The sequence below is a fragment of the Pseudidiomarina sp. PP-1MA genome (genome assembly GCF_041200125.1).
Taxonomy (GTDB): domain Bacteria; phylum Pseudomonadota; class Gammaproteobacteria; order Enterobacterales; family Alteromonadaceae; genus Pseudidiomarina; species Pseudidiomarina fusca.
In genome coordinates this window covers 473,236-493,418 of sequence record NZ_CP165718.1, presented here as the reverse complement: position 1 = coordinate 493,418, position 20,183 = coordinate 473,236, and the positions used below count along the sequence as shown (strand labels likewise).

The 20,183-nt window shown below is 50.4% G+C and carries 18 protein-coding genes; 4 read left to right on the top strand and 14 right to left on the bottom strand.

The annotated features are described in order from the left end of the window. Positions 1–42: 42 nt before the first annotated feature. Complete coding sequence (gene ndk, locus AB8S08_RS02295; protein WP_153826856.1) at positions 43–474, bottom strand: nucleoside-diphosphate kinase; 432 nt, start codon at positions 472–474, stop codon at positions 43–45. A gap of 138 nt (positions 475–612) precedes the next feature. Further along, positions 613–3,066: a hypothetical protein gene (locus AB8S08_RS02290; protein ID WP_369743337.1), complete on the bottom strand. Its 2,454-nt coding sequence runs from the start codon at positions 3,064–3,066 to the stop codon at positions 613–615. Positions 3,067–3,513: 447 nt separating this feature from the next. On the opposite strand from AB8S08_RS02290, the gene AB8S08_RS02285 reads away from it, so the two are divergent. Continuing rightward, on the top strand, positions 3,514–4,131 hold the full coding sequence (locus tag AB8S08_RS02285; RefSeq protein ID WP_369743335.1) for an outer membrane beta-barrel protein: 618 nt from the start codon (positions 3,514–3,516) through the stop codon (positions 4,129–4,131). Positions 4,132–4,199: 68 nt separating this feature from the next. Here AB8S08_RS02285 and AB8S08_RS02280 read toward each other — a convergent pair whose 3' ends face one another. From AB8S08_RS02280 to AB8S08_RS02270, 3 genes are all read right to left on the bottom strand, one after another. Further along, positions 4,200–5,666, bottom strand: a complete 1,467-nt coding sequence (locus AB8S08_RS02280) for an ATP-binding protein (RefSeq protein ID WP_369743333.1) — start codon at positions 5,664–5,666, stop codon at positions 4,200–4,202. A gap of 1 nt (position 5,667) precedes the next feature. Then, positions 5,668–6,336 carry a response regulator transcription factor gene (locus AB8S08_RS02275; protein WP_110076507.1) on the bottom strand — a complete coding sequence of 223 codons (669 nt, stop codon included), beginning with the start codon at positions 6,334–6,336 and terminating at the stop codon, positions 5,668–5,670. A 93-nt stretch (positions 6,337–6,429) separates the two neighbouring features. Continuing rightward, positions 6,430–6,780, bottom strand: a complete 351-nt coding sequence (locus AB8S08_RS02270; RefSeq protein WP_313933009.1) for a PepSY domain-containing protein — start codon at positions 6,778–6,780, stop codon at positions 6,430–6,432. A 120-nt stretch (positions 6,781–6,900) separates the two neighbouring features. Between AB8S08_RS02270 and AB8S08_RS02265 the strand changes: the two genes are divergently transcribed. Continuing rightward, positions 6,901–7,359: a hypothetical protein gene (locus tag AB8S08_RS02265; RefSeq protein ID WP_369743330.1), complete on the top strand. Its 459-nt coding sequence runs from the start codon at positions 6,901–6,903 to the stop codon at positions 7,357–7,359. A gap of 205 nt (positions 7,360–7,564) precedes the next feature. After that, the gene (gene msrA, locus AB8S08_RS02260) at positions 7,565–8,098 is read left to right on the top strand and encodes a peptide-methionine (S)-S-oxide reductase MsrA (RefSeq protein WP_313933007.1); all 534 of its coding nucleotides are present in this window, start codon (positions 7,565–7,567) and stop codon (positions 8,096–8,098) included. A gap of 99 nt (positions 8,099–8,197) precedes the next feature. Here msrA and AB8S08_RS02255 read toward each other — a convergent pair whose 3' ends face one another. Further along, positions 8,198–10,873, bottom strand: coding sequence for an Ig-like domain-containing protein (locus tag AB8S08_RS02255; RefSeq protein WP_369743328.1), 2,676 nt, complete (start codon positions 10,871–10,873; stop codon positions 8,198–8,200). A 327-nt stretch (positions 10,874–11,200) separates the two neighbouring features. Between AB8S08_RS02255 and AB8S08_RS02250 the strand changes: the two genes are divergently transcribed. Next, entirely contained in the window at positions 11,201–11,758 is a 558-nt protein-coding gene (locus tag AB8S08_RS02250; RefSeq protein WP_369743326.1) for an acyloxyacyl hydrolase, read from the top strand. Positions 11,759–11,843: 85 nt separating this feature from the next. Here AB8S08_RS02250 and AB8S08_RS02245 read toward each other — a convergent pair whose 3' ends face one another. From AB8S08_RS02245 to iscR, 8 genes are all read right to left on the bottom strand, one after another. Beyond that, complete coding sequence (locus AB8S08_RS02245; protein ID WP_369743324.1) at positions 11,844–14,315, bottom strand: Ig-like domain-containing protein; 2,472 nt, start codon at positions 14,313–14,315, stop codon at positions 11,844–11,846. 474 nt (positions 14,316–14,789) lie between these two features. Next, on the bottom strand, positions 14,790–15,128 hold the full coding sequence (gene fdx / locus AB8S08_RS02240; protein ID WP_153826866.1) for an ISC system 2Fe-2S type ferredoxin: 339 nt from the start codon (positions 15,126–15,128) through the stop codon (positions 14,790–14,792). A gap of 60 nt (positions 15,129–15,188) precedes the next feature. After that, positions 15,189–17,120, bottom strand: coding sequence for a Fe-S protein assembly chaperone HscA (gene hscA, locus AB8S08_RS02235; protein WP_369743322.1), 1,932 nt, complete (start codon positions 17,118–17,120; stop codon positions 15,189–15,191). Between the two features lie 25 nt (positions 17,121–17,145). Further along, on the bottom strand, positions 17,146–17,637 hold the full coding sequence (hscB, locus tag AB8S08_RS02230) for a co-chaperone HscB (RefSeq protein ID WP_369743321.1): 492 nt from the start codon (positions 17,635–17,637) through the stop codon (positions 17,146–17,148). A 65-nt stretch (positions 17,638–17,702) separates the two neighbouring features. Next, positions 17,703–18,026, bottom strand: a complete 324-nt coding sequence (gene iscA / locus AB8S08_RS02225; protein WP_369743319.1) for an iron-sulfur cluster assembly protein IscA — start codon at positions 18,024–18,026, stop codon at positions 17,703–17,705. 15 nt (positions 18,027–18,041) lie between these two features. Next, positions 18,042–18,425, bottom strand: coding sequence for a Fe-S cluster assembly scaffold IscU (iscU, locus tag AB8S08_RS02220; RefSeq protein ID WP_369743318.1), 384 nt, complete (start codon positions 18,423–18,425; stop codon positions 18,042–18,044). 15 nt (positions 18,426–18,440) lie between these two features. After that, positions 18,441–19,655: an IscS subfamily cysteine desulfurase gene (locus AB8S08_RS02215; protein WP_110076495.1), complete on the bottom strand. Its 1,215-nt coding sequence runs from the start codon at positions 19,653–19,655 to the stop codon at positions 18,441–18,443. A 41-nt stretch (positions 19,656–19,696) separates the two neighbouring features. Further along, positions 19,697–20,182: a Fe-S cluster assembly transcriptional regulator IscR gene (gene iscR / locus AB8S08_RS02210; protein ID WP_110076494.1), complete on the bottom strand. Its 486-nt coding sequence runs from the start codon at positions 20,180–20,182 to the stop codon at positions 19,697–19,699. Position 20,183 lies beyond the last annotated feature (1 nt).

Sequence of the window (20,183 nt, the reverse complement as noted above, 5' to 3'; positions counted from 1 at the left end):
GCTCAGAGGCTCGGTAGGAGCCTCTGATGACTTACAAAATTATTAACGAGTACGAGCGCAGATTTCTTCGTCGCTGAAGAAGTAAGCGATTTCACGTGCTGCTGATTCTACTGCGTCAGAACCGTGTACTGCGTTCTCGTCGATAGATACAGCATAGTCTGCGCGCAAGGTACCTGCCAGTGCGTCAGCTGGGTTGGTAGCACCCATGATATCGCGGTGACGTTTAACCGCGTTGTCGCCTTCAAGTACTTGCACCATGATTGGGCCAGAGGTCATGAAATCTACCAACGCGCGGAAGAAAGGACGCTCTTTGTGTTCAGCGTAGAAGCCTTCTGCTTGCTCGGTGCTCAGGTGCATCATTTTAGCTGCAACGATACGGAAACCAGCAGTTTCGAAACGGTTGTAGATAGCGCCGATGACGTTTTTGCCAACAGCGTCTGGCTTGATAATTGATAAAGTGCGCTCTAAAGCCATGATTTTCTCCAATCAAGTTTAAAAGTTAAAGGGTCAAAATTTTAGTCGCGCGGATTATACATGAACGCCGCTGGCGCGGCTAGTGCGGGAGGAACTTGCGGACCCAGCTCCGGAGCTGGGTCCGCAAGTCTTTCAAGATTACTGCAATACGCGTGGGTAGTTTTGCAGTGGTGCCTCAAACTTCATTGGCTCTGTTGGTTCGATGGGATTGACCACTGGGTCTGGTGATACTCCGATCAAGGTTTGTAATTGATAGGACGTTTCTATGTAGCTAGGTACGCCAGCACTTTCCACTAAGTATTTCGAGGATTGCAGCACAGTATGAACACCAAGATCTTCGAGGCTGTCTAAGACCTGGTAATACCGGCCGGGGCATACTTCGGTGTTGGGGTTACAAGTTGCGCCGCCAACAAAGATAGCTGTGCCTGCGCGTTGCCACGGAGTGGTTGGCGCTAACGGCTGCCATATGTATTGGTCGTCAAGACACTTCGCGACGGTTTGCTCGAGTTCATGTGCTGATATAAAGTTTTCGCAAGTGAGCCGATGGGTAATAGCCACATTATCGCTAGAAAAGAGGTAGCCATCTGCCGGCGCGTTATCGTTGGGTACCCGTAGCAAGTTTGAGTAAACCATTCCCTTGTTGGCATCCCACAAATTTTGATGCGTACCAAGCATGTAGTTTATGACTGATGTTTCGCTAGTTGACAAGAGTACATCTGAGCTAACATTCTCCCCTGGCAACACTGCTGCTCGGCTTAAGATGTGCTGTTGTTTTGGGGTTCCGTATGAGTCAAAGTTAAACTCAGCGATCATGTCTTGAGCGTAGTCATCAAATTTACGCCAAAACAGTTTCGCTTCAAGGGTTGCAGGTACGGCACTAGGCGTGGTGTATGGCAACAATAGGGTTAGTTCACGCTGGTCGGCGGATAAGCTCCAACTGAACTCAACTTCACCCATTGTTGCGCGACCATTTTCATGCAGTGTCACCTCTTGCAAGGTCCCCAAGTTTGCGATGCCAATGCCCTCATTGGTACTGATTTGAGCCAGCGGTATTAGCAGTTGATTCATGCTGCTGATAGCAAACACAGGAGCTTGTTCGCGCAAGGTTGCCATATTCGCAAATACCAACGGATTTTTTTGATTGGACAGCACTACCGGAGGGAAAACGATATCTCGCTCTAGCAGAGTGGATGCAACCCGCTTTTCTTTCGTTGAATGACGAAAAGAATTAAGCACAGTGATAGAGCTTTCATCAGTGCTTAGGAGACGAAAATCGTGCTCGAAGATGGTTAAAAGATCGACGCTATTGGAGCCAAATTCCTCTTGGTAGGCGCTTATTTCTTCCGCCGATAGACCGAACTGTTCTAGGTCAACATCCAAGTAGATAGAATAAGCCGGCTCATCATCAGGCAATGCCAACACGCGACCATCTTCTTCGATAGCCACCGGAGTAAAGCCCTCTTTCATGAAGCCAGTTAATGCCACTTGCCCTGCTTCGAGGTAAAGCTTCAAGCGGTTATCTGCATCGCCAGTTTGCGGTAAATAGAATGCAGTAGGCTCTAGCTCGATGTATTCGCCTTCTAGGTTGGCCCAGTTAGCGTCGCCTAAGTAACTCGGGTCTTCGATGAGTAGCTGAACGCGTGCGGCAAGCTCATCCCCGTCCAGATCACCAAGCAGGCTGGTGTATAAATCAACGTTTAAGAGGATTTCTAAGGTGGTGAGATCAGCTGCTGCTAAGTCCTCCAGAAAATCTGCAATCAAGAGCTGTACCATTGCGGCCATTTCTAACTGCAACCAAATATCTTGCTCTTGTTGAATCAGCGCCAAAGTACTTGCGTTAATAGGCATGTCGCGGCTTAAGATCTGAATTTGCGCATCTCTGGCGGTGGTGAAAGCACCAATATTAACTTGGGCTAGCTCACTGGCATCGAGCACCCGATCCGACCCTGCCAGCTCAACTAGATGAGACAAGCCAACGAGGCGCGAACTCAACACCACCGGTGCCCAATCGTCTTGACCTTGCACTAAGAGCTGCAACGCAGTTTCAGAATCAGCTTCAACAGCACTGGCTGAAGAGGCCGTGGATAACACCAGCTCATAATAGCCATTGCCATCGATGGAACTACTGACAACACTGTCACTGTATGGCATCACCGTCAGGTTTGCATCGGTGCCGACGGGGTCAAAAATTTGCCCACGAATGGTTAAGGTTTCAAGGGTTGTGCAAACAATCGTTAAGTCATCGATATCAGCATCACTAAAAGTGAAGCTTGCCGCAGAAGTGATTTCACATGTTTGCGTCGGCGGCTGACTGACGATAGCCACATCGACTTCGTCTCCAGAACTAAATTCCGTAACAAAGGTGATATCACCATTTTCGGTTACGCTGAGTTCTTCGGTATTGGCGCTAATCACCAAGTCACCAGCTAAACCACTGACCGTTCCGCTCAAGCTATAAGTTACCGGCGGTGGCGGTGGTGGCGGCGGTGGTGGCGTAGGAATATCGGGGCTGCTATTGCCCCCACATGCTGCTAAGAACAAGGTCGCTGCAGTTACTGCCAAAGGCGGCAGAATTCTCAAGGAAGGCTTCATAGTCAAACTCCGTTTTTGTCAAATGACTTCTTTAATATCTAATTTAGTCATTGCTAAATCAATATGCATTTGGTGGTATTTTGTTCAGCGTTGTAAGCGTTTTGACCCCTTCTATCGTTACAACGTGAGCGACTTGCTTGAGGAACTTGCGGACCCAGCTCCGGAGCTGGGTCCGCAAGTCTTTCAAGAGGAGGTGGTAAAATAGCTGGTCGGTAATTCACGGCTGAGTGCAAAAAGCACGGCAGTGGCGGGATGTGGTTGCTGATAGGGATTGTTTGGTGGTGGGTGAAGCTGAGTGATTGGCTGCTTGTTGCGGCTGAATTTACGGTACTGGGGCGCTTACGGTTGTAGGTGGTTTGCGCCAATTACCGGCGCAGTTTGGCGGACATTGTGGCTTGTTACTAACTTACACCTGCACTTTTTATCATTAGAATAAGGATGTTATCTATGCATGGTTTAGGACGAGTTTTGGTGGTTGGAGCGCTGGCTTTGGCGCTGCAAGGGCTGGCTAGCGGCACTGCACAGGCACGCAGTTACGGCTATCGACCGGCGCCGCCACCTGCGCCCTCATTTGATTATGTGAGTGCCGGCTTTGCCAGTGCTAAATGGGGCGATGACTGGGCCAACGGCGCGATTGTGGGCGCATCTTTTATGTTGACCGATGCTTGGTTTGGCTACCTGAATGCGGACCGCGAGAGTTTGGATGACGCCTCCATGACGAGCCTTAATGCGGGCTTGGGTTACGCTCACAGTTACCGTCAGAACACCGTGATTTATGGCGGCTTTGGCTTTATTCAGGGGCGGATTGATTGGGGTGACCAAGCCGATGCTATTGGGGCGGTGACCGAGTCTGGCTACGAACTCAATGTTGGCGTGCGACATCGGGTGAATCAGCAGTTGGAGCTTGATGCGCGCTTTGGCCATGTGGATCTCGGCGCCGGAGACCAAAACTTGCGTTTGCTTGGGCGCTACTATGTGAATCAACGCTGGGCGGTGGAGCTCGGCTACACCTTTGTTAATTCCGACAGTGCTTTGGCGCAAGTCGGTTTCAGCTATCATTTTTAATTGGGTTTGATGTTTTCTACCGGTTGCGGTCGTCAGCACGACGGCCGCAGTTTTAAGTTTAAGCTCAGTTATAAGTTGAAACGTAACTGTACTTGTAAGCCACCGAGATGGCTAGGTCCCAAATGCATTTCCACGCCATACAAATGCGCCAGCTCGGCCGCAACCGTTAAGCCAATTCCACTACCCTGCACCGACATGTCATGACGTTTGCCTCTTGCTAAAGCTTGCTGGCACTGCTCGTCGGTCATGCCTGGGCCATCATCATCGATTTGTAGCAACAGCGTTGGCGGTGCTGCCGTGGCATCAGCCACGCCTTTAACGTTGCCAGTGACTGTGGCAGCGGTAGTGGTAGAGATAGTTGCGCTGAAACTCAGTTGCTGCTGCGAATATTTCAAGGCATTTTCTAACAGGTTGCCGACGATTTCTTGTAGATCCGGAGCCGCAACGCGTACGGCAATGGCAGTTAGCTGCGGCTGGTCAAGCTGGCTGTAACTGAACTTGCGTTGGCGCTGTTTGGCCATGCTGGCGATGGCTGCGAGGATCGGCTGTAGCGCTGCTTGCAGATTCGCATGAGCCGCAAGCTGGTGAGTACCTACTGCGGCTGCCCGCGCCAAGTGGTGCTGTACCACTTGGTCCATACGATGGATTTCTCGAGTGAATTCAGCAGCAAGCTGCGGCGGTAGTTCGGCTAGTTGGCTTTGCATCACCGCCAACGGCGTTTTGAGGCTATGGGCTAAATTCGCAGCTGCGGCGCGGCTGTGTTCAAGCAGCTTTTCATCGCGCTCAAGCACGTCGTTAAGTGCCTCAGCTAACGGTTTGAGCTCACTGCTTAGAGCGGCGCTATCGAGCCGCGATGAGGGACTTGCGGACCCAGCTCCGGAGCTGGGTCCGCAAGTTCCTCCATGGCGGAGCCGCTGCAGTTGGTGGCTGAGGCTGGCGAGGGGGGCGAGTACCCAGCGCAGTTGGACGGCGAGAAATAGTAGTAAGACGGCGGCTAGGCCGGCTAAAGCAAGCCACAACACTTGGTTAAAGGCGGCTACTTCGCGGTCTATTTCGGCCACGGGGCCGCCCACCATCACATGAATCGGCTGTTCGAGCTGAGCGAGCAAATAATCTCGTTCAGACACGCGTAAGGCTTGCTGCTGTGGGCCAATGCCGGGGCGCAAGATCAAGTTATTCACAACGCCATCAACGCTCGGTTGCAAGCGTTGGTCCCACAGCGATCGCGACAGCGCGAGGGTTTGTTCGGCACTGCTAATCTGCCAATACCACCCCGAATAAATCTCATGAAAACGATGGTCACCTAACTTATCTTGAACTTCTAACTCGCCCATGGCGTTCACTTCTAAGGCAGCCACCAGCACGTTTTGCCAAGCGGTGAGGCGAGCATCGAACGACGCGGTAACGGAGCGTTCGAAGGCATGACTGAGGGCCCATCCTGCGCTAGGCAGAGCTACCAAGAGCAACACCAGGCCTGCGATTATCGTGCGCTGACGTATGCTGATAGGTGGTACCGTGCGAGTCGCTTTTGGCATGTTAATCAACCGCTGGGGCTTGCACCCGATAGCCTTGGCCACGAATGGTTTCGATAAAATCACGGCCGAGTTTTTTGCGCAGCCGGGCAACTTGAACATCGATAACATTGGAGTCCGGCTCTTCGTCGCGGTCGTACACGTGGTCGTGTAACTCGGTGCGACTTACGATGCGACCGCTGGCATGCATTAAGTAGCTGATCAGCTTGGTTTCTTGTGCGGTAAGCTTAACCGGCATGCCCTGTTTACTGAGCTGATTGGTGAGGGTGTCGAAGACCACCTCACCAACGGTTAAATGTGGGTGAGCTTGGCCGTAACTGCGGCGGATAAGCGCCTTAACGCGCATTAATAATTCAGCCACCGCAAAAGGTTTTACCAAGTAGTCATCAGCGCCAGCATTAAAACCGCTAGCCTTATCAGCCCACGTGCCGCGCGCGGTTAAAATGAGCGTGACGATACCAATGCCAGCTTGACGCCAGCGCTGCAACCAATCGCTGCCTTGGCCGTCGGGGAGGCCCAAATCTAAGATCAGCAAATCAAACACTTCGGTGCTTAACAAATAGTCAGCCGCGGCGCCGGTACCGGCGTGGTCGACGTTATAGCCGGCCTCGGTCAGCACCTTGGTGAGGTTTTGCGCTAATTTGATATCGTCTTCCACAATCAAAATTTTCATGCAAGTTACTCATAACCGATGGTTCCTAGCTGATGATTTATAGCTGATGGTTCATAACCGATGGTTCCTAGCCCATCATTCATGGCCGATAACTCATGGCTGTTTGCTCATGGCTTTTAACTGACGCCCTTCTACGCTCATTAGCTCGCCAGTACGGGCGGCAAATTCAAACTCGGCCCGTTGCCCTTGGGGGCCGATCATCTCTATTTCGTAGACGAGCATACCATCATCGTCTTCTAATTCTATCTCCACGATTTCGCCGTCATAGCGCTCGCGTAAATACGCCAAGATCACTTCTAACGACACCACCTCGCCCGCTTGCACTTGTTGGTACAAACGTTGCTGTTGCTTGTTGTCGGGCCAGACGCCGGCGGGCGCAGCCAGAGCCGCTTGCAGGCCCCAACTAAGACTGGTGACAAAGATGAGATAAGATAACTTGTTCATGGTGCTAAGCTTACCCGAAAAACGGTTCACAAACATGAACCAAACATGAACGAGTGGTTCATACTAGGCTCATTGATAGGCTGATAGGATAGCTGCAACATCAACAAAGGAGTACAGACTATGACAAACAAAAGCTTGGTAGTAAGTTTAGCAGCCGTATTACTAATGGGCACAACTGCCGTAGTTGCAGCTAACTCAGCAGTTACCGCCAACAGCCAAATGGAGCAGTTGCAAGCGCTTAAGAATTACGGCTATACCCATATTAATGAGCTGGAGTGGGATGATCATCGCCCGCAACTGGAAGTGGAAGGTTGGCTAGCCGACAACTGGTTTGCCGAAGTGACGTTTCAGGGTGCCGGAGCCGCAGCTGAAGTAAAGCACGAGCGCAAAGAAAGTAAGATCGTACAGCCGTGGGGCTTGACCTTGGCGCAAGTTGAACAAGTGATGCAACAGGCGAATAGCCAAGGCATGGCGGTGTTTGAAGAGATCTCAATTGATGATAGCGGTCGTATTGAGATTGAAGGTGACAACGCCAACGGTCGTGAACTAGAGCTGCGTTTTCATATCCGCGAGCTGTAACTAACGCCCCCCTCTCAGCAACGATAACAGCAACGATAACAAACGGGTGGCCACGTGCGTGTGGTCGCTCGTTTTTGTTGCTGTGGCTTGATCAGAGGCTTTACAAACTATGGCTGCAGGCGTAAAGTAACACCATCTAATACAGGCATCTAGACGTCTATTCGTGGGATGTCTTTTCGTTCTTTTGCGACGGAGTTTACAAGTTATGACGCAACAAATTACGTTAGGCGGCGGTTGTTTTTGGTGCCTTGAAGGCGCCTTCAAGCAAGTGCGTGGGGTATTAAAGGTGCAATCGGGTTATGCCGGCGGCCATAAAGCCGAACCTACCTACGAAGAAGTCTGCAAGGGCGATACCGGCCACGCTGAGGTGGTACAAATCACTTTTGAGCCGACCTCGCTGAGCGTGCGCGAGATTTATGAGATCTTTTTTGCACTGCATGACCCCACTCAGGTCAACCGTCAAGGTAACGATATTGGCAGCCAGTATCGCACCTCGATTTTCTATCAGACCGATGAGCAGCAGCGTTTGGCGCAAGAAATCATTGCGGAAATGGAGCGCGAGCAAACCTGGGATGCGCCTATTGTGACCACCGTTGAGCCGCTGGAAAAATTCTGGCCGGCGGAGGAATATCACGACAACTACGTGGAGCGTAATCCTGAAAATGCCTACTGCCAAGCAGTGGTACATCCTAAGTTGGCGAAGTTTAAGCGGACTTTTGCTGAGAAACTTGACGGTTAATATTTGCGGTTAATATTTGCAGTTAATAAAAAAAGGGCTTACCCGATGGGTGAGCCCTTTTTGCTTTCCAACCTATTTTCCTAGTTGTTTTCCAAGCCTTTATTTCTCAGTTACTTCAGCAAACGGCTTGGTTAACCGCAGCGGGTCTGGCGTCCAGCTTGAGCTGCGCTGATAAGCTGCGGTTGGCACTTCAATCAAGCTAGCTGCAGCAACCGGTACCGGTTCTTCACCGGTTTCGCTGGCTTTGTAATAAGTCATTCCACCTGCCATAAAGTACATTTTGCCTGGCTCAACGTAAATATTGTAAGGACCAGTACCGTACGGGAACTTACTACTCGATAGCAGCGCCATCACACCATTATCGTAGCTCGCCACAAATCGACGGAAGCTACCACCACATTGGTCTTGATAGCAGCTCTTACCCACTAAAATACTATTGCCATCAACATCTTCCCAGTTCCCAGATGGCAAGCTACGTGGCTCGATGCTAGCCGAGAGGCAGTCGTCCCACATATCACCACCCGGTGCGACTTCATCACACTCAATATCGACGATATAATAGTTACCATCGCTGCTGTATCGATAGCCACCACCACCAATGCGAGCGGTTAATGGCGTTAACTTACCCTCGCCATTAACGCCATCCCAGATGGTCTTATCGGCAATCATGTTGGCGGTATCCAAGCTGTGATCGATGCTAGGCATATTGTTTGTATTCCAATTCTCACCGCCGTTTTTAAGATGACGCTTGGTAAGCACAATTTGCGCATGCTCTTGGTCGTCTAACAGATACAAATCTTCAGCGTAGTAATTCATGTTCGGATCGTTATAGGTGAGCGTTAACTTCGTTTTGTCTGGGCTTAACTCGTAGCTACCACCTTCGAGCACGTCGCGATCAAAAGTACCGCTAAATTCAGACGTGGGGTAAAAACTATAAGCCATGCGGGTAAAGTAATACACATCGTCGGGCAAACCATCAAACGTCAAGTTATTGTATCCGTAAAACTCACCGTAGTAGGCATATTCCGTTGGCGCTGATAGATCAAACGTGAGATCTTTAATCAAACTTTCAGCTCGCGTGTAGGTGTTGGTGTATGCACTCCCCTCGGGTGACACCGCAGGTAGTTCTAATTGCTCACCTTCGTATTCAAACGGAATAGGTGCCAACTCGAGTTCATACGATTCATAGATAGTCAGACTCGCACCCACTACACTTAACGGCATCGCTTCTAGATAACTACTCACAGTTAATGGCACACTGCCAGCGGTGGTTGAGCCTTCTTGGCTGGCTACAAATTTTGCTAGTAAATCAGCATCATAAAGATGGCCATAATTATTCACAAAGGAGTTTAATGGGATGAATCGGGCTGTTGTTTGCAACGGACCAACCCACTTACCATCAACAAAAGGCACATGCTCTGATTCACCATCATAAATGCCCTGTCTAAAGAGCGCGCCGTCTTCATCGATAGAGTAGCTGACATAGTTTTGGTGAGCATTGTAACGGTGGTAATTGTAGAACAGCATGTAAGCACCAGCGAGCTCGGTTGGATCAATGGCAGGTACTAATTCACTATCGGCTGCGGTGGCAGCAATCATGGCTTGTAAATCACCAGCGGCATCGGCCTGTGCCAACAACGTATTGTAGGCATCGGCATCGTTTAAAAAGTCAGCGATACTCGTGAAACCTTCCGGCAAACTATAATTTTCGTCATCGACTAACAGCTTAATCAGTGCTGCCATCTCCATGGTTAAGTAACCATCAAGTTGCATCAGCAACTCATTGAAATTAGCCGCTGTGATCTGAGCATCCTGCGCCAATACTTCTAATTGCTGGTTGATGGCAGTAGTGACGTGGGTGATCACCACGTTGCTTGATTCTTCCGCCGACAACACGCGGTCATCTCCTGCGAGCGCCAGGAGTTCAGCCACTGTGGTTAACCGCGAGTTCAAGGTGACATACTCTTGCTCACCGGCGCCGGTGGCAGTGATTTTAAGTACGGCATCGCTGCTTAAATCCAATAGTTCTAAATCTAAGCTGAAATAACCATCTGCATCGGCGGTGGTGGTGAACGTTTGCTCACCCACGGTTAAGGTGATGGTGGCATTGGCAATCGGCGAGTCAATAGCGCGACCAGCAATGGCAACCGTTTGCGCAACAGTCACAGTAACGCTGCCGGTGCCTTCGGCCTCACCGTCGGTACCTGTGTAGGTGAAGGTATCGGTGCCAGCAAACCCTGCAGCTGGAGTATAGACGATTTTGTTGTCTACAATTTCAGCGGTGCCGTGCTCAGGCTCGGTCACGCTGGTGATTGCTAACGCCACGTCCAGTTCGCTGCTATCGTTTGCTAACACATCGATGGTAACGGCCGTATCGTTACTGGTGCTGGCACTATCATCGGCCGGGGTATACAGCTCAAGATCTCGGCATTCGATGGTTAAATCATCAATATCAGCGTTGGCGAAAGTAAAGCTACTAGCTGAGGTGATGCTGCACGATTGCAACGTGGGAATAGCACTTAGTTCGACCGCTACTGTGTCACCACTATCGAATTCGCTGGTGAATTCGAAGCTTCCGTCGGCGCTTATGGTCAGGGTCTCATCAGCGGCGGTAACGCCTAGTTCGCCGTTAAGTCCACTCACGCTGCCGGCCAGAGTAAAGGGGCCTTGCTCTTCAAGAATGGGTGGATCGACATCATCGCTACTACTGCCGCCACAGGCGGTAAGCAGTGAGATACAGATAAGCGATAGTGCGAATTGATTGGTTTTTTTCATTTTTGCATTCCTATTGCCGGATTGATAACTGTTGTTCGTTGCTTACTATGTAGCCGTGTTAACAAGTTGTCAACCAATTAGTTACAAATAATTATATGCCGCGTAATAAATCCAGTTTTGCTGCTAGTTATAGCGACATTTGCCATCTTCACTAGGTGATTGATTTTTATCGCAGCTGATTAAAAAGCAAGCAAACCTGTCGGTTTTCTCGAACTCTTCAATCGATCTTTTCATGAGCTTGAATGCTTACATACATACACGAATGTATGTAAAATAGCGGCATCTCTAATCCTTGTTGCTATCGTTTGTTTTGAAGGATTCAACACCATGAATAAATTAAGAAAAACCCTATACAGCCTGCTGTTATTAGCAGTCTTTGCCAGTACCATGATCCTCCCCAAAAGTTATGCCGATGAACTGCATGTAGCAGTCAGTTATTCTGCTAGCAATATTGATGGCCTGCGTCTTGGTTATCGCTGGACCGATGCTTGGCAGCCGTTGCCAGCCAGCTGGTTAGCTGCGATAGGGTCGCCTCGGGTTCACTATGAGGCAGCCATCAACAGTTGGGAAAACACGCAAGAATCAAGCGAGCGTATCAATGCCCTCACCTTCAGTCCAGTCTTGCAATGGCGATTAACCGATTGGAAACAGCCACTGTATCTCGAAGCTGGCATTGGCGTGTCGCTATTTGATGAGCAGCATTTGGCGGGCCGTGAGCTTTCAATTTCATTCCAATTTGAAGATCGGATTGGTTTAAGTTGGGAATACGACCAAGAATCTAAAGCCCGGGTAAGTTTGGGCTACTCTCATTATTCCCAAGCGGATTTGGCGAAACCCAATGATGGCTTAGACTTATGGGTGCTCAGCTGGCATGTGCCGTTGTAGCTTGCTGGTGCTTGCAGCCCTACAAAGATAAGGCCGCCCATGGTGTCGAACCTATTCAAGCATACCATGAGCGGCGCCAGTGCCGTTACAGCCCATACTCCGCTGGGTCGACATACTTAAACAAGTGCAAACCAAAGGAATCATTCACCCTGGTGCCGAACGGCCGCACCGCAGGGCCATACTCCTCGGTACCAGCTGGGCTTTCGTCATGAAGATAGACCGCCACCAATTGTCGTTCGGGACTTACTCCGACTACTTGCCACAACTCACCACCGCAGCGGCCGTTAATACAATCGCCATTAAACAGTACCCGTGGCTGCTGATCGGGTAACTCGGGATCTTGATAACTGTGCCAGGTATCGCCCATGTCACTTGAAACTAGCTTGGCTTTAGTACAGGTAAGATCGTCTGTTGCTTCGGCGCACATCACACTAATAAATGGCGCATGATTATCTGCTCCCAATAAATAGACCTTAAGAAAACTGGATTGCTGCTCTAGAGGGGCTATATTTCCATCCTCATCTGTAACTAAAAAAGTATTTTTAAAGAGTAACTTGCCTTGCAGGGCTGCCACGCTATCAAGATTTTGCACCGCAGGCCAATAAACATCTACAGTAGGTTGCCAGATGGTGCCATCAGCCAGTTGCTGGATTTCAGTAATAAAAACTTTCGGTAAGCTTGGGTCATCACTGATATACCTTAATTGGTAGCTCACCGCAGACACGCTTGGGTCATCAAATTGTAGCGAGAGGATAGTTTTATCGGCATTCAGTTGATAGGTCCCCGAGTCTAAATGGCGACGGGTAAAGCTACCTGCGAACTCTGTTTGTGGATGGAAGGTTGCCAATAATGGGGAATACAGCAGCTCGCCAGCATCTGCAAGGGGGTCTTCGTTATTGTTGTACTCCCAAAACACACCTGGTATGACAAACTGACTCCCCTCGCTGATGTCGAAGGTTCGCGCTGATGCAAACATCGCCGTTGCTACGCCGTGCTCGATATAGGTGGTAGGGGGATTTACGGTTAATCGTGGTAGTTCGTAAGACACCCCCTGATAAGTGAACGGAATAGGTTTGAATTCACTCAGTACCTCAAACACCGCATAGATATGCCCGTTCTGGTATGACACAGGGCGGATTTCAACTCGGTCATCATCGATATCCTCAAGTGGTGTTTGCGGATCTAAGCTTGCTACGCTCTGCACAAACAAGTCGAACAAGGCCGGATCGTACTGATGAGCATGGTCGTCGATAAAGTTGGCAATGGTTCGGCTTACGTCAAAGCCAGCATACCTGAGCGTCCAGCCATTGCTCGTCCAATCAGCAAACCAGCCATCTGTGGGGAAATAGGTAAGGCGCTGGTGCTCATCGATGAAATAATAGAAGCCATTAAAATCAAAACCTTCATCTTGGCTACTTGCCATACGTACGTAGGTATCAGCCAAGTGGTTGATCTTATCCATCGGGATGGTGGGTGCAGTCATTAAAGATGCAGTTAGGGCAGGACCAAAATCATTGTGTTGTTTCGCCTGGGTCAATACTTCCGTTAACGCCTCAGAATCCGTGAAATACATGTACCAGGATGAATATTCGGGTGGCAGCGGGTAGTCTGGATGGGTACATAATAAATAAATTAACCCGGCTAGCTCGCTTAGTTGAGTGATATCAGAGTTATTCAGGGCGGTAGTGAGTTGCTGCAACGTATAGCTACTAGAGAAATCACTGGCCTGATAATACTGCTTAACCTGCATGCTTAGTGCGGTGCTCAACGGCGTGATAGCGAGCCCCGGCAATAGCTCTTGATTCAAGGTCGCGCCGGTAATGCTAGCGGCAGAATCGGCAAGCGTAACCTTGCCGGTGACGGCCTGTTGAAAGAGTTCGCTGATGGGAGCCAGCCCGGAAGCTAACTGTAAGGTCTGCCCCGCATGCTGGTCTGTGGCGAAGCTGGCTACCACTTCGACCATCTCTGTGGTCGCCAACTCGTTTGGCATACCGCCGTCATTGGCATCTGCCGTGCTTGGCAGGTAACCAATCAATAACTGATAATTACCCTGGGCATCGGCATAGCTACTAAAGCGACGACCATCGATCATGCTGCTGACTTCAACCGGTACAGACCCAGCCGTAGCCAAATTAGCTGGGCTAACAGTACCGCTCAATTGCAGGCTATCGAGCAAGGTTAAGGTGACTTTGGCGCTTACTTGTTCAGTGCCATCGCTCACTTGGTACCAGATTTCTTCAACGCCAACAAAATCGGCAGCTGGCGTGTAGTGTAACTGGCCACCGATAATCGTTACGGCACCCTGCAGCTGTTGCTCTGGTGCTGGGCCCGCTGCGACAAGGGTTAACTCGGCATCGCGTTTACTGCTGTCGTTAGCAAGCACATCTAACGATAACGGCTGTTGAAATAAAATGTCAGCGCTATCGCTGCTGGCATGGATAAGTTCACCACTGCCATCGCCGCTGTTACCGCTGCTGGTTTCATCTTCTGCACTACTGCAACCTGTCAAAATACCGACCCCGATTAAAATCGCCAGCAAGAATGTTGCTTTGTTCATTCGCCACTCCGTTTGTTTTAGTCTCTACTAGCTGAGCTAACTGCCGCTCCAACGGCGTTTGCGCTAAACCAGGCAAGCCCAAGGTTATGCTTAACTGAGATGGCAAGGTGCCAGCATCCTTGCTAGCTAGTGATTCTCGTCCTTGCTCTGCAGTTACCGCAACAGAAGCTGTACTTTTACTAACTTTGCTAAGGGGGTCAAAAGGATGTAAGCCATGCCGCGGTGCACCCATGAGTGCAGCGGCAATTGTTTAGGAGAGGTTCAGCAAGCTCATGGCAACTGCCCATAAATAGCAGGTAGAGCTTGGCTTGGCTGAGGTTTGGCTACGACAGGTGCGAGATGAAGCGGCTGGCTAACGGACAAACGACGGGGACAAAAAAAGCGCCATAACCAGCCGATAACGACCACCTATGTGCGCTTTTTCAGCAGCTGCTATCAGCCGCCAGTTCTTTGCAGCCAGCTATCCGCCGTCAGCTAATGATTTTCTTTGGCGTGGTTGATGCTGTATTTGGGGATCTCGACCACTAAGTCTTCGCCGTGCACTCGTGCTTGGCAGCTTAGCCGCGACTCTGGCTCTAGGCCCCAGGCTTTGTCGAGCATGTCATCTTCGTTTTCTTCGATATCATCTAACGAGTCGTAGCCTTCGCGCACGTACACGTGGCAGGTGGTGCAAGCACAAACTTTCTCGCAGGCATGTTCTATGCCGATACCATTGCGCAGCGCTACGTCTAACACGCTTTCGCCTTCGCTAGCTTCAACTGCAGCGCCTTCTGGACACAGCTCGTGGTGCGGTAAAAAAATAATTTTCGGCATACTGGTTAAACCTCAATTTCGTTATTAACTACTAGCTATTAGATATTAGCTATTAGAGACTCACAGCTCGGTGGCCTTTTTGCCCGAGAGCGCTTTGCGAATACTAGCATCCATACGACGGGCAGCAAATTCATCACTGGCTTTGTCGACCGCAGCAATGGCTTGTTCAATGGCCGCAGTGTCGGTGCCGTGGCGGGCTTCACGTAAGACGGCCATGGCGCTATCCAAGGTGGCGCGTTCGCTAGCTTCGAGCAACTCAGCATCGGCGGCTAGCGCACTGCTAAGTGCTTCCAACACACGGTCTGCTTCTACTTGTTGCTCGCGCAACATGCGTGCGGCCATGTCTTCTTTGGCGTTGCTCATCGAGGCCTGAATCATTTTAGTGATATCGTCATCGCCTAAACCGTACGACGGCTTTACCTGGATGGACGCACTGACGCCCGTAGATTTTTCCATTGCGGTGACGTTCAACAAACCATCGGCGTCCACTTGAAAGGTCACGCGTATATGTGCGGCGCCGGCGGCCATCGGCGGGATGTCGGTGAGCACAAAGCGGGCCAGGCTGCGACAATCATCAACCAGCTCGCGTTCGCCTTGCACCACATGAATCATCATCGCGGTTTGGCCGTCTTTAAAGGTGGTAAATTCTTGTGCTTTAGCGACCGGGATGGTGGTATTACGGCTGATGACCTTTTCGACCAAGCCTCCCATGGTTTCTAGGCCAAGAGATAATGGAATCACATCCAACAGCAACATGTCAGAATCGGGCTTATTGCCAGCAAGAATATCCGCTTGAATAGCCGCACCGATAGCCACCACTTGGTCAGGATCGATGGAGGTCAGCGGCTCGCGGGCAAAATACTCACCTACGGCTGTGCGTATTCGTGGTACGCGGGTTGAACCACCTACCATCACCACTTCTTGGATCTCATCCGCACTCACGCCAGCGTCTTTCAGAGCACGGCGACAGGTGGTCAAAGTACGCCGCACCAGCGGCTCAATCAGTTCGTTAAATAGGTCTCGGGTTAGCGTTAGCTGTTGGCTCGCAGCGGCGCTGCTAGCCTCAGTTTCAGCTTGCACCTGCACGGTGCCGGCGGCTGGCGAATCGGCTTCGGCCTGCCACGTGAGCGTCACTTGTTGGTGCTCGGTAAGCTGTTCTTTTGCAGCTTTGGCGGCATTGATCAGCTCGCGCTCCGTGCGCGCATCTACCGCACTCGGCAATTGCCATTGCTGTTTTAACCACTGCACTAGCAACTGATCAAAATCATCGCCGCCTAAGGCGCTGTCACCATGGGTGGCCAACACTTCAAAGACGCCGCCTTGCAGCCGTAAAATCGATAAATCGAAGGTACCACCGCCTAAATCGTACACGGCGATCAGGCCTTCGCGACCGGTATCTAAGCCATAAGCGACTGCGGCAGCGGTGGGTTCGTTGAGCAAACGTAACACGTTTAAGCCCGCGAGTTGCGCAGCATCTTTGGTGCTCTGGCGCTGAGCATCATCAAAGTAGGCAGGCACGGTGATAACGACGCCCGTTAACTCGCCGCCAAGAGAGGCTTCAGCGCGCGCAGCTAAGGTGCGTAAGATATCAGCTGATACCTCTACGGCGTTTTTCTCACCGGCAGCGGTGTGGAAAACCGGGACACCGTTGTCCGTTTCGCTCATGCGATAGGGTAAGTTACTGAAATTTTTCTGAACATCAGCGATGGTACGACCAATAAAGCGCTTCACCGAGACGATGGTGTTTTCAGTAGCGATGGCCTTGTCTTGGTGCTTGGCTATAGCGTCATAACCGGTAGCAATGGTGTCGGCACCGTAATACACCACCGATGGTAAAATCGCACGCCCGTGCTCGTCGACTAATACTTTAGCAGTGCCACTACGGACACTTGCCACCAATGAATTGGTTGTACCTAAATCGATACCAGCGGCGAGCCGATGCTGATGCGGTGCCGTGCTTTGGCCGGGTTCCGCAATTTGTAATAATGCCATGGGGCAACCTCAAATTCGTTTATCGTTATTCGCTTTTTTCTTCTAGCTCGTGTTCTAATTTTAACATGAACTTAAGCTTGCGAATGCTGTTGGCAGCGGCCTCATTCTGTTCGGCGTTAATGTGCTGCTCTAGCTCGGATTGTAAATCTCGACTTTCTACTGCTAATTCGCGCAAGGCGGCGTCAATTTCTTCCCAGTCGTTAAGCTCAGCGATACGCTCGCGCCATTCCATTTGCGCCATTAAAAACTCAGGATCTTGTAGGGTCGTTTGCTCGTGCGCTAGATCTAGCCCGCGCAGTTGCAGGATATACTCGGCCCGTAGCAGCGGGTTACGCAGGGTTTGATAGGCATCATTTAATTGTGCCGTGCGCTGCACCGCTAGCAATTTGTCACGTTGACTGCCATTGGCAAAGCGATCTGGATGCAGGGTTTGTTGCAACTTACGATAGCGCTGTTGCAAATCCGCCGCATCAAGATTGAATGCGGCGGGTAAATCAAATAGCTCAAAATGGTTCATGGTTACGCTTAACCTTTTACCGAACATGGGGGCAGCCACTAGCGGCTACCCGGCACTAAGGTGGGTTAGACGTTGAAGCTTTCGCCGCAACCACACTCACCTTTAGCATTGGGATTACGGAACTCGAAGCCTTCGTTGAGGCCTTCTTTAACGAAGTCGATTTCAGTGCCATCTAAGTACACTAAACTCTTGCCGTCAATAATGATATTCACGCCTTTATCTTCGATAACTGTGTCGCTGTCTTCTATCGAGTCAACGAATTCCATCACGTACGCGAGGCCAGAGCAGCCGGTGGTTTTAACGCCTAACCGGATGCCTACGCCTTTACCACGTTGTTCCAGAAACGCACGGGCGCGTTGCGCCGCCGCTTCGCTCATGCTAATTGCCATGCTTGAACCTACTTATTAATTTGCGTGTTTCTTTTTGTAATCTTCGATTGCCGCTTTAATGGCGTCTTCGGCCAAAATAGAACAATGGATTTTTACCGGTGGCAACGCTAACTCTTCAGCAATTTGGGTGTTCTTTAACTGGGCTGCTTCTTCAATTGATTTGCCTTTCACCCACTCAGTGACGAGCGAGCTAGAGGCAATGGCTGAGCCACAACCGTAGGTTTTGAACTTAGCGTCTTCGATGATGCCGCTGTCGTTAATTTTTAACTGCAACTTCATCACGTCACCACACGCCGGAGCGCCGACCATCCCGGTCGCAATAGAGGGATCGTTTTTGTCAAACGCACCTACGTTGCGCGGATTTTCATAATGGTCGATTACTTTTTCACTGTATGCCATAACTTGTTACCTCTGTTAGTGTGCCGCCCATTCAACCGAGTTCAAATCAACTCCGTCTTTAAACATTTCCCAAAGGGGCGACATGTCGCGCAAGCGACCAATTGATTTATTAATTTGCTCAATGGCGTGGTCAACTTCTTCTTCAGTGGTAAAACGACCGAAGCTGAAACGAATTGAGCTGTGCGCTAATTCATCGTTACGCCCTAGCGCACGTAATACATACGACGGCTCTAAGCTGGCGGAGGTACAAGCTGAACCTGATGATACGGCCAGATCTTTGAGCGCCATGATCAAGCTTTCGCCTTCAACAAAGTTAAAGCTGATGTTGAAGATGTGTGGTACGCCCTGTTCTTGGCTACCGTTGATGTACACTTCTTCGATATCTTTCACGCCGTTCCATAACCGCTCGTGCAGTTGTTGGAAACGCTTATACTCGGCTGCCATTTCTTCTTTGGCAATGCGAGCTGCTTCACCAAAACCTACGATTTGGTGCGTTGGCAAGGTGCCTGAACGCATGCCGCGCTCGTGGCCGCCACCATGCATTTGTGCATTTAAACGAACCCGTGGCTTACGGCGCACATACAAGGCGCCGATACCTTTCGGACCGTACATTTTGTGGGCCGAGAAGCTCATTAAATCGACCGGCAGACGCTCTAAATCGATATCGATTTTGCCAGCACTTTGGGCAGCATCGACATGGAAAATAGTTTTGTTCGCGCGGCACAAGTTACCGATGGTTTCGATATCTTGAATTACGCCGGTTTCGTTGTTCACGTGCATCACGCTAACCAACACTGTGTCTTCGCGTAAGGCGGCTTTGAACACATCAAGGTCTAGCAAACCGTCTTCTTTAACGTCTAAATAGGTGACTTCAAAGCCTTCGCGCTCCATCTGACGCGCAGTGTCTAGCACAGCCTTATGTTCGGTTTTCACGGTGATGATGTGCTTACCTTTTTTGCTGTAGAACTCAGCAGCACCTTTAATGGCCAGGTTATCTGATTCAGTTGCACCTGAGGTGAACACGATCTCGCGTGGGTCTGCGTTGACTAATTCAGCAATCTGATTACGCGCAATATCTACCGCTTCTTCAGCTTGCCAGCCGAACCGGTGCGAACGTGATGCAGGGTTACCAAACTGCCCGTCTGGCGTTAAAAACTGCATCATTTTCTCGGCTACCCGAGGGTCGACCGGGGTGGTTGCTGCGTAATCGAAATAAATCGGTAATCTCATCAGTGCTACTCCTTGGTTGCCATACAGCAAGCCGCTAAGGCTTATTGGCTTTGCAATGCAATGTTGTATTCGCGCTTTTTCTGCTCGCTCACCATCGCTGTTTGACGCTGAGCAACGCGGTTAATATCTTCTTGGGTGACCAGCTCCGCTAAGGTGATGCTGGTTAGAAAGTCTTCTATCCGTTCACTTAAGCCTGTCCAGAGCGAGTGGGTTAAGCAACGACTCCCACTTTGGCAGCCCCCTTTCCCCTGACAGCGCGTGGCATCGATGCTTTCATCAACGGCTTGAATCACCGCACTGATGGAAATATTGCACGGCTCTTGGCCCAATCGATAGCCACCACCAGGCCCACGCACACTGCTGACTAAGCCTTGTTTACGCAAGCGCGAGAATAATTGTTCAAGATAGCTCAGAGAAATGCCTTGGCGCTCAGAAATATCTGCCAAAGACACAGGTCCGTGAGCTGTATGCAAAGCTACGTCGAGCATTGCGGTGACCGCGTAGCGGCCTTTTGAGGTTAAGCGCATA

Coding starts and splice junctions, on each gene's coding strand:
- ndk (WP_153826856.1), bottom strand. CDS start 474: ATGGCTTTAGAGCGCACTTTATCAATTATCAAGCCAGACGCTGTTGGC.
- AB8S08_RS02290 (WP_369743337.1), bottom strand. CDS start 3,066: ATGAAGCCTTCCTTGAGAATTCTGCCGCCTTTGGCAGTAACTGCAGCG.
- AB8S08_RS02285 (WP_369743335.1), top strand. CDS start 3,514: ATGCATGGTTTAGGACGAGTTTTGGTGGTTGGAGCGCTGGCTTTGGCG.
- AB8S08_RS02280 (WP_369743333.1), bottom strand. CDS start 5,666: ATGCCAAAAGCGACTCGCACGGTACCACCTATCAGCATACGTCAGCGC.
- AB8S08_RS02275 (WP_110076507.1), bottom strand. CDS start 6,336: ATGAAAATTTTGATTGTGGAAGACGATATCAAATTAGCGCAAAACCTC.
- AB8S08_RS02270 (WP_313933009.1), bottom strand. CDS start 6,780: ATGAACAAGTTATCTTATCTCATCTTTGTCACCAGTCTTAGTTGGGGC.
- AB8S08_RS02265 (WP_369743330.1), top strand. CDS start 6,901: ATGACAAACAAAAGCTTGGTAGTAAGTTTAGCAGCCGTATTACTAATG.
- msrA (WP_313933007.1), top strand. CDS start 7,565: ATGACGCAACAAATTACGTTAGGCGGCGGTTGTTTTTGGTGCCTTGAA.
- AB8S08_RS02255 (WP_369743328.1), bottom strand. CDS start 10,873: ATGAAAAAAACCAATCAATTCGCACTATCGCTTATCTGTATCTCACTG.
- AB8S08_RS02250 (WP_369743326.1), top strand. CDS start 11,201: ATGAATAAATTAAGAAAAACCCTATACAGCCTGCTGTTATTAGCAGTC.
- AB8S08_RS02245 (WP_369743324.1), bottom strand. CDS start 14,315: ATGAACAAAGCAACATTCTTGCTGGCGATTTTAATCGGGGTCGGTATT.
- fdx (WP_153826866.1), bottom strand. CDS start 15,128: ATGCCGAAAATTATTTTTTTACCGCACCACGAGCTGTGTCCAGAAGGC.
- hscA (WP_369743322.1), bottom strand. CDS start 17,120: ATGGCATTATTACAAATTGCGGAACCCGGCCAAAGCACGGCACCGCAT.
- hscB (WP_369743321.1), bottom strand. CDS start 17,637: ATGAACCATTTTGAGCTATTTGATTTACCCGCCGCATTCAATCTTGAT.
- iscA (WP_369743319.1), bottom strand. CDS start 18,026: ATGGCAATTAGCATGAGCGAAGCGGCGGCGCAACGCGCCCGTGCGTTT.
- iscU (WP_369743318.1), bottom strand. CDS start 18,425: ATGGCATACAGTGAAAAAGTAATCGACCATTATGAAAATCCGCGCAAC.
- AB8S08_RS02215 (WP_110076495.1), bottom strand. CDS start 19,655: ATGAGATTACCGATTTATTTCGATTACGCAGCAACCACCCCGGTCGAC.
- iscR (WP_110076494.1), bottom strand. CDS start 20,182: ATGCGCTTAACCTCAAAAGGCCGCTACGCGGTCACCGCAATGCTCGAC.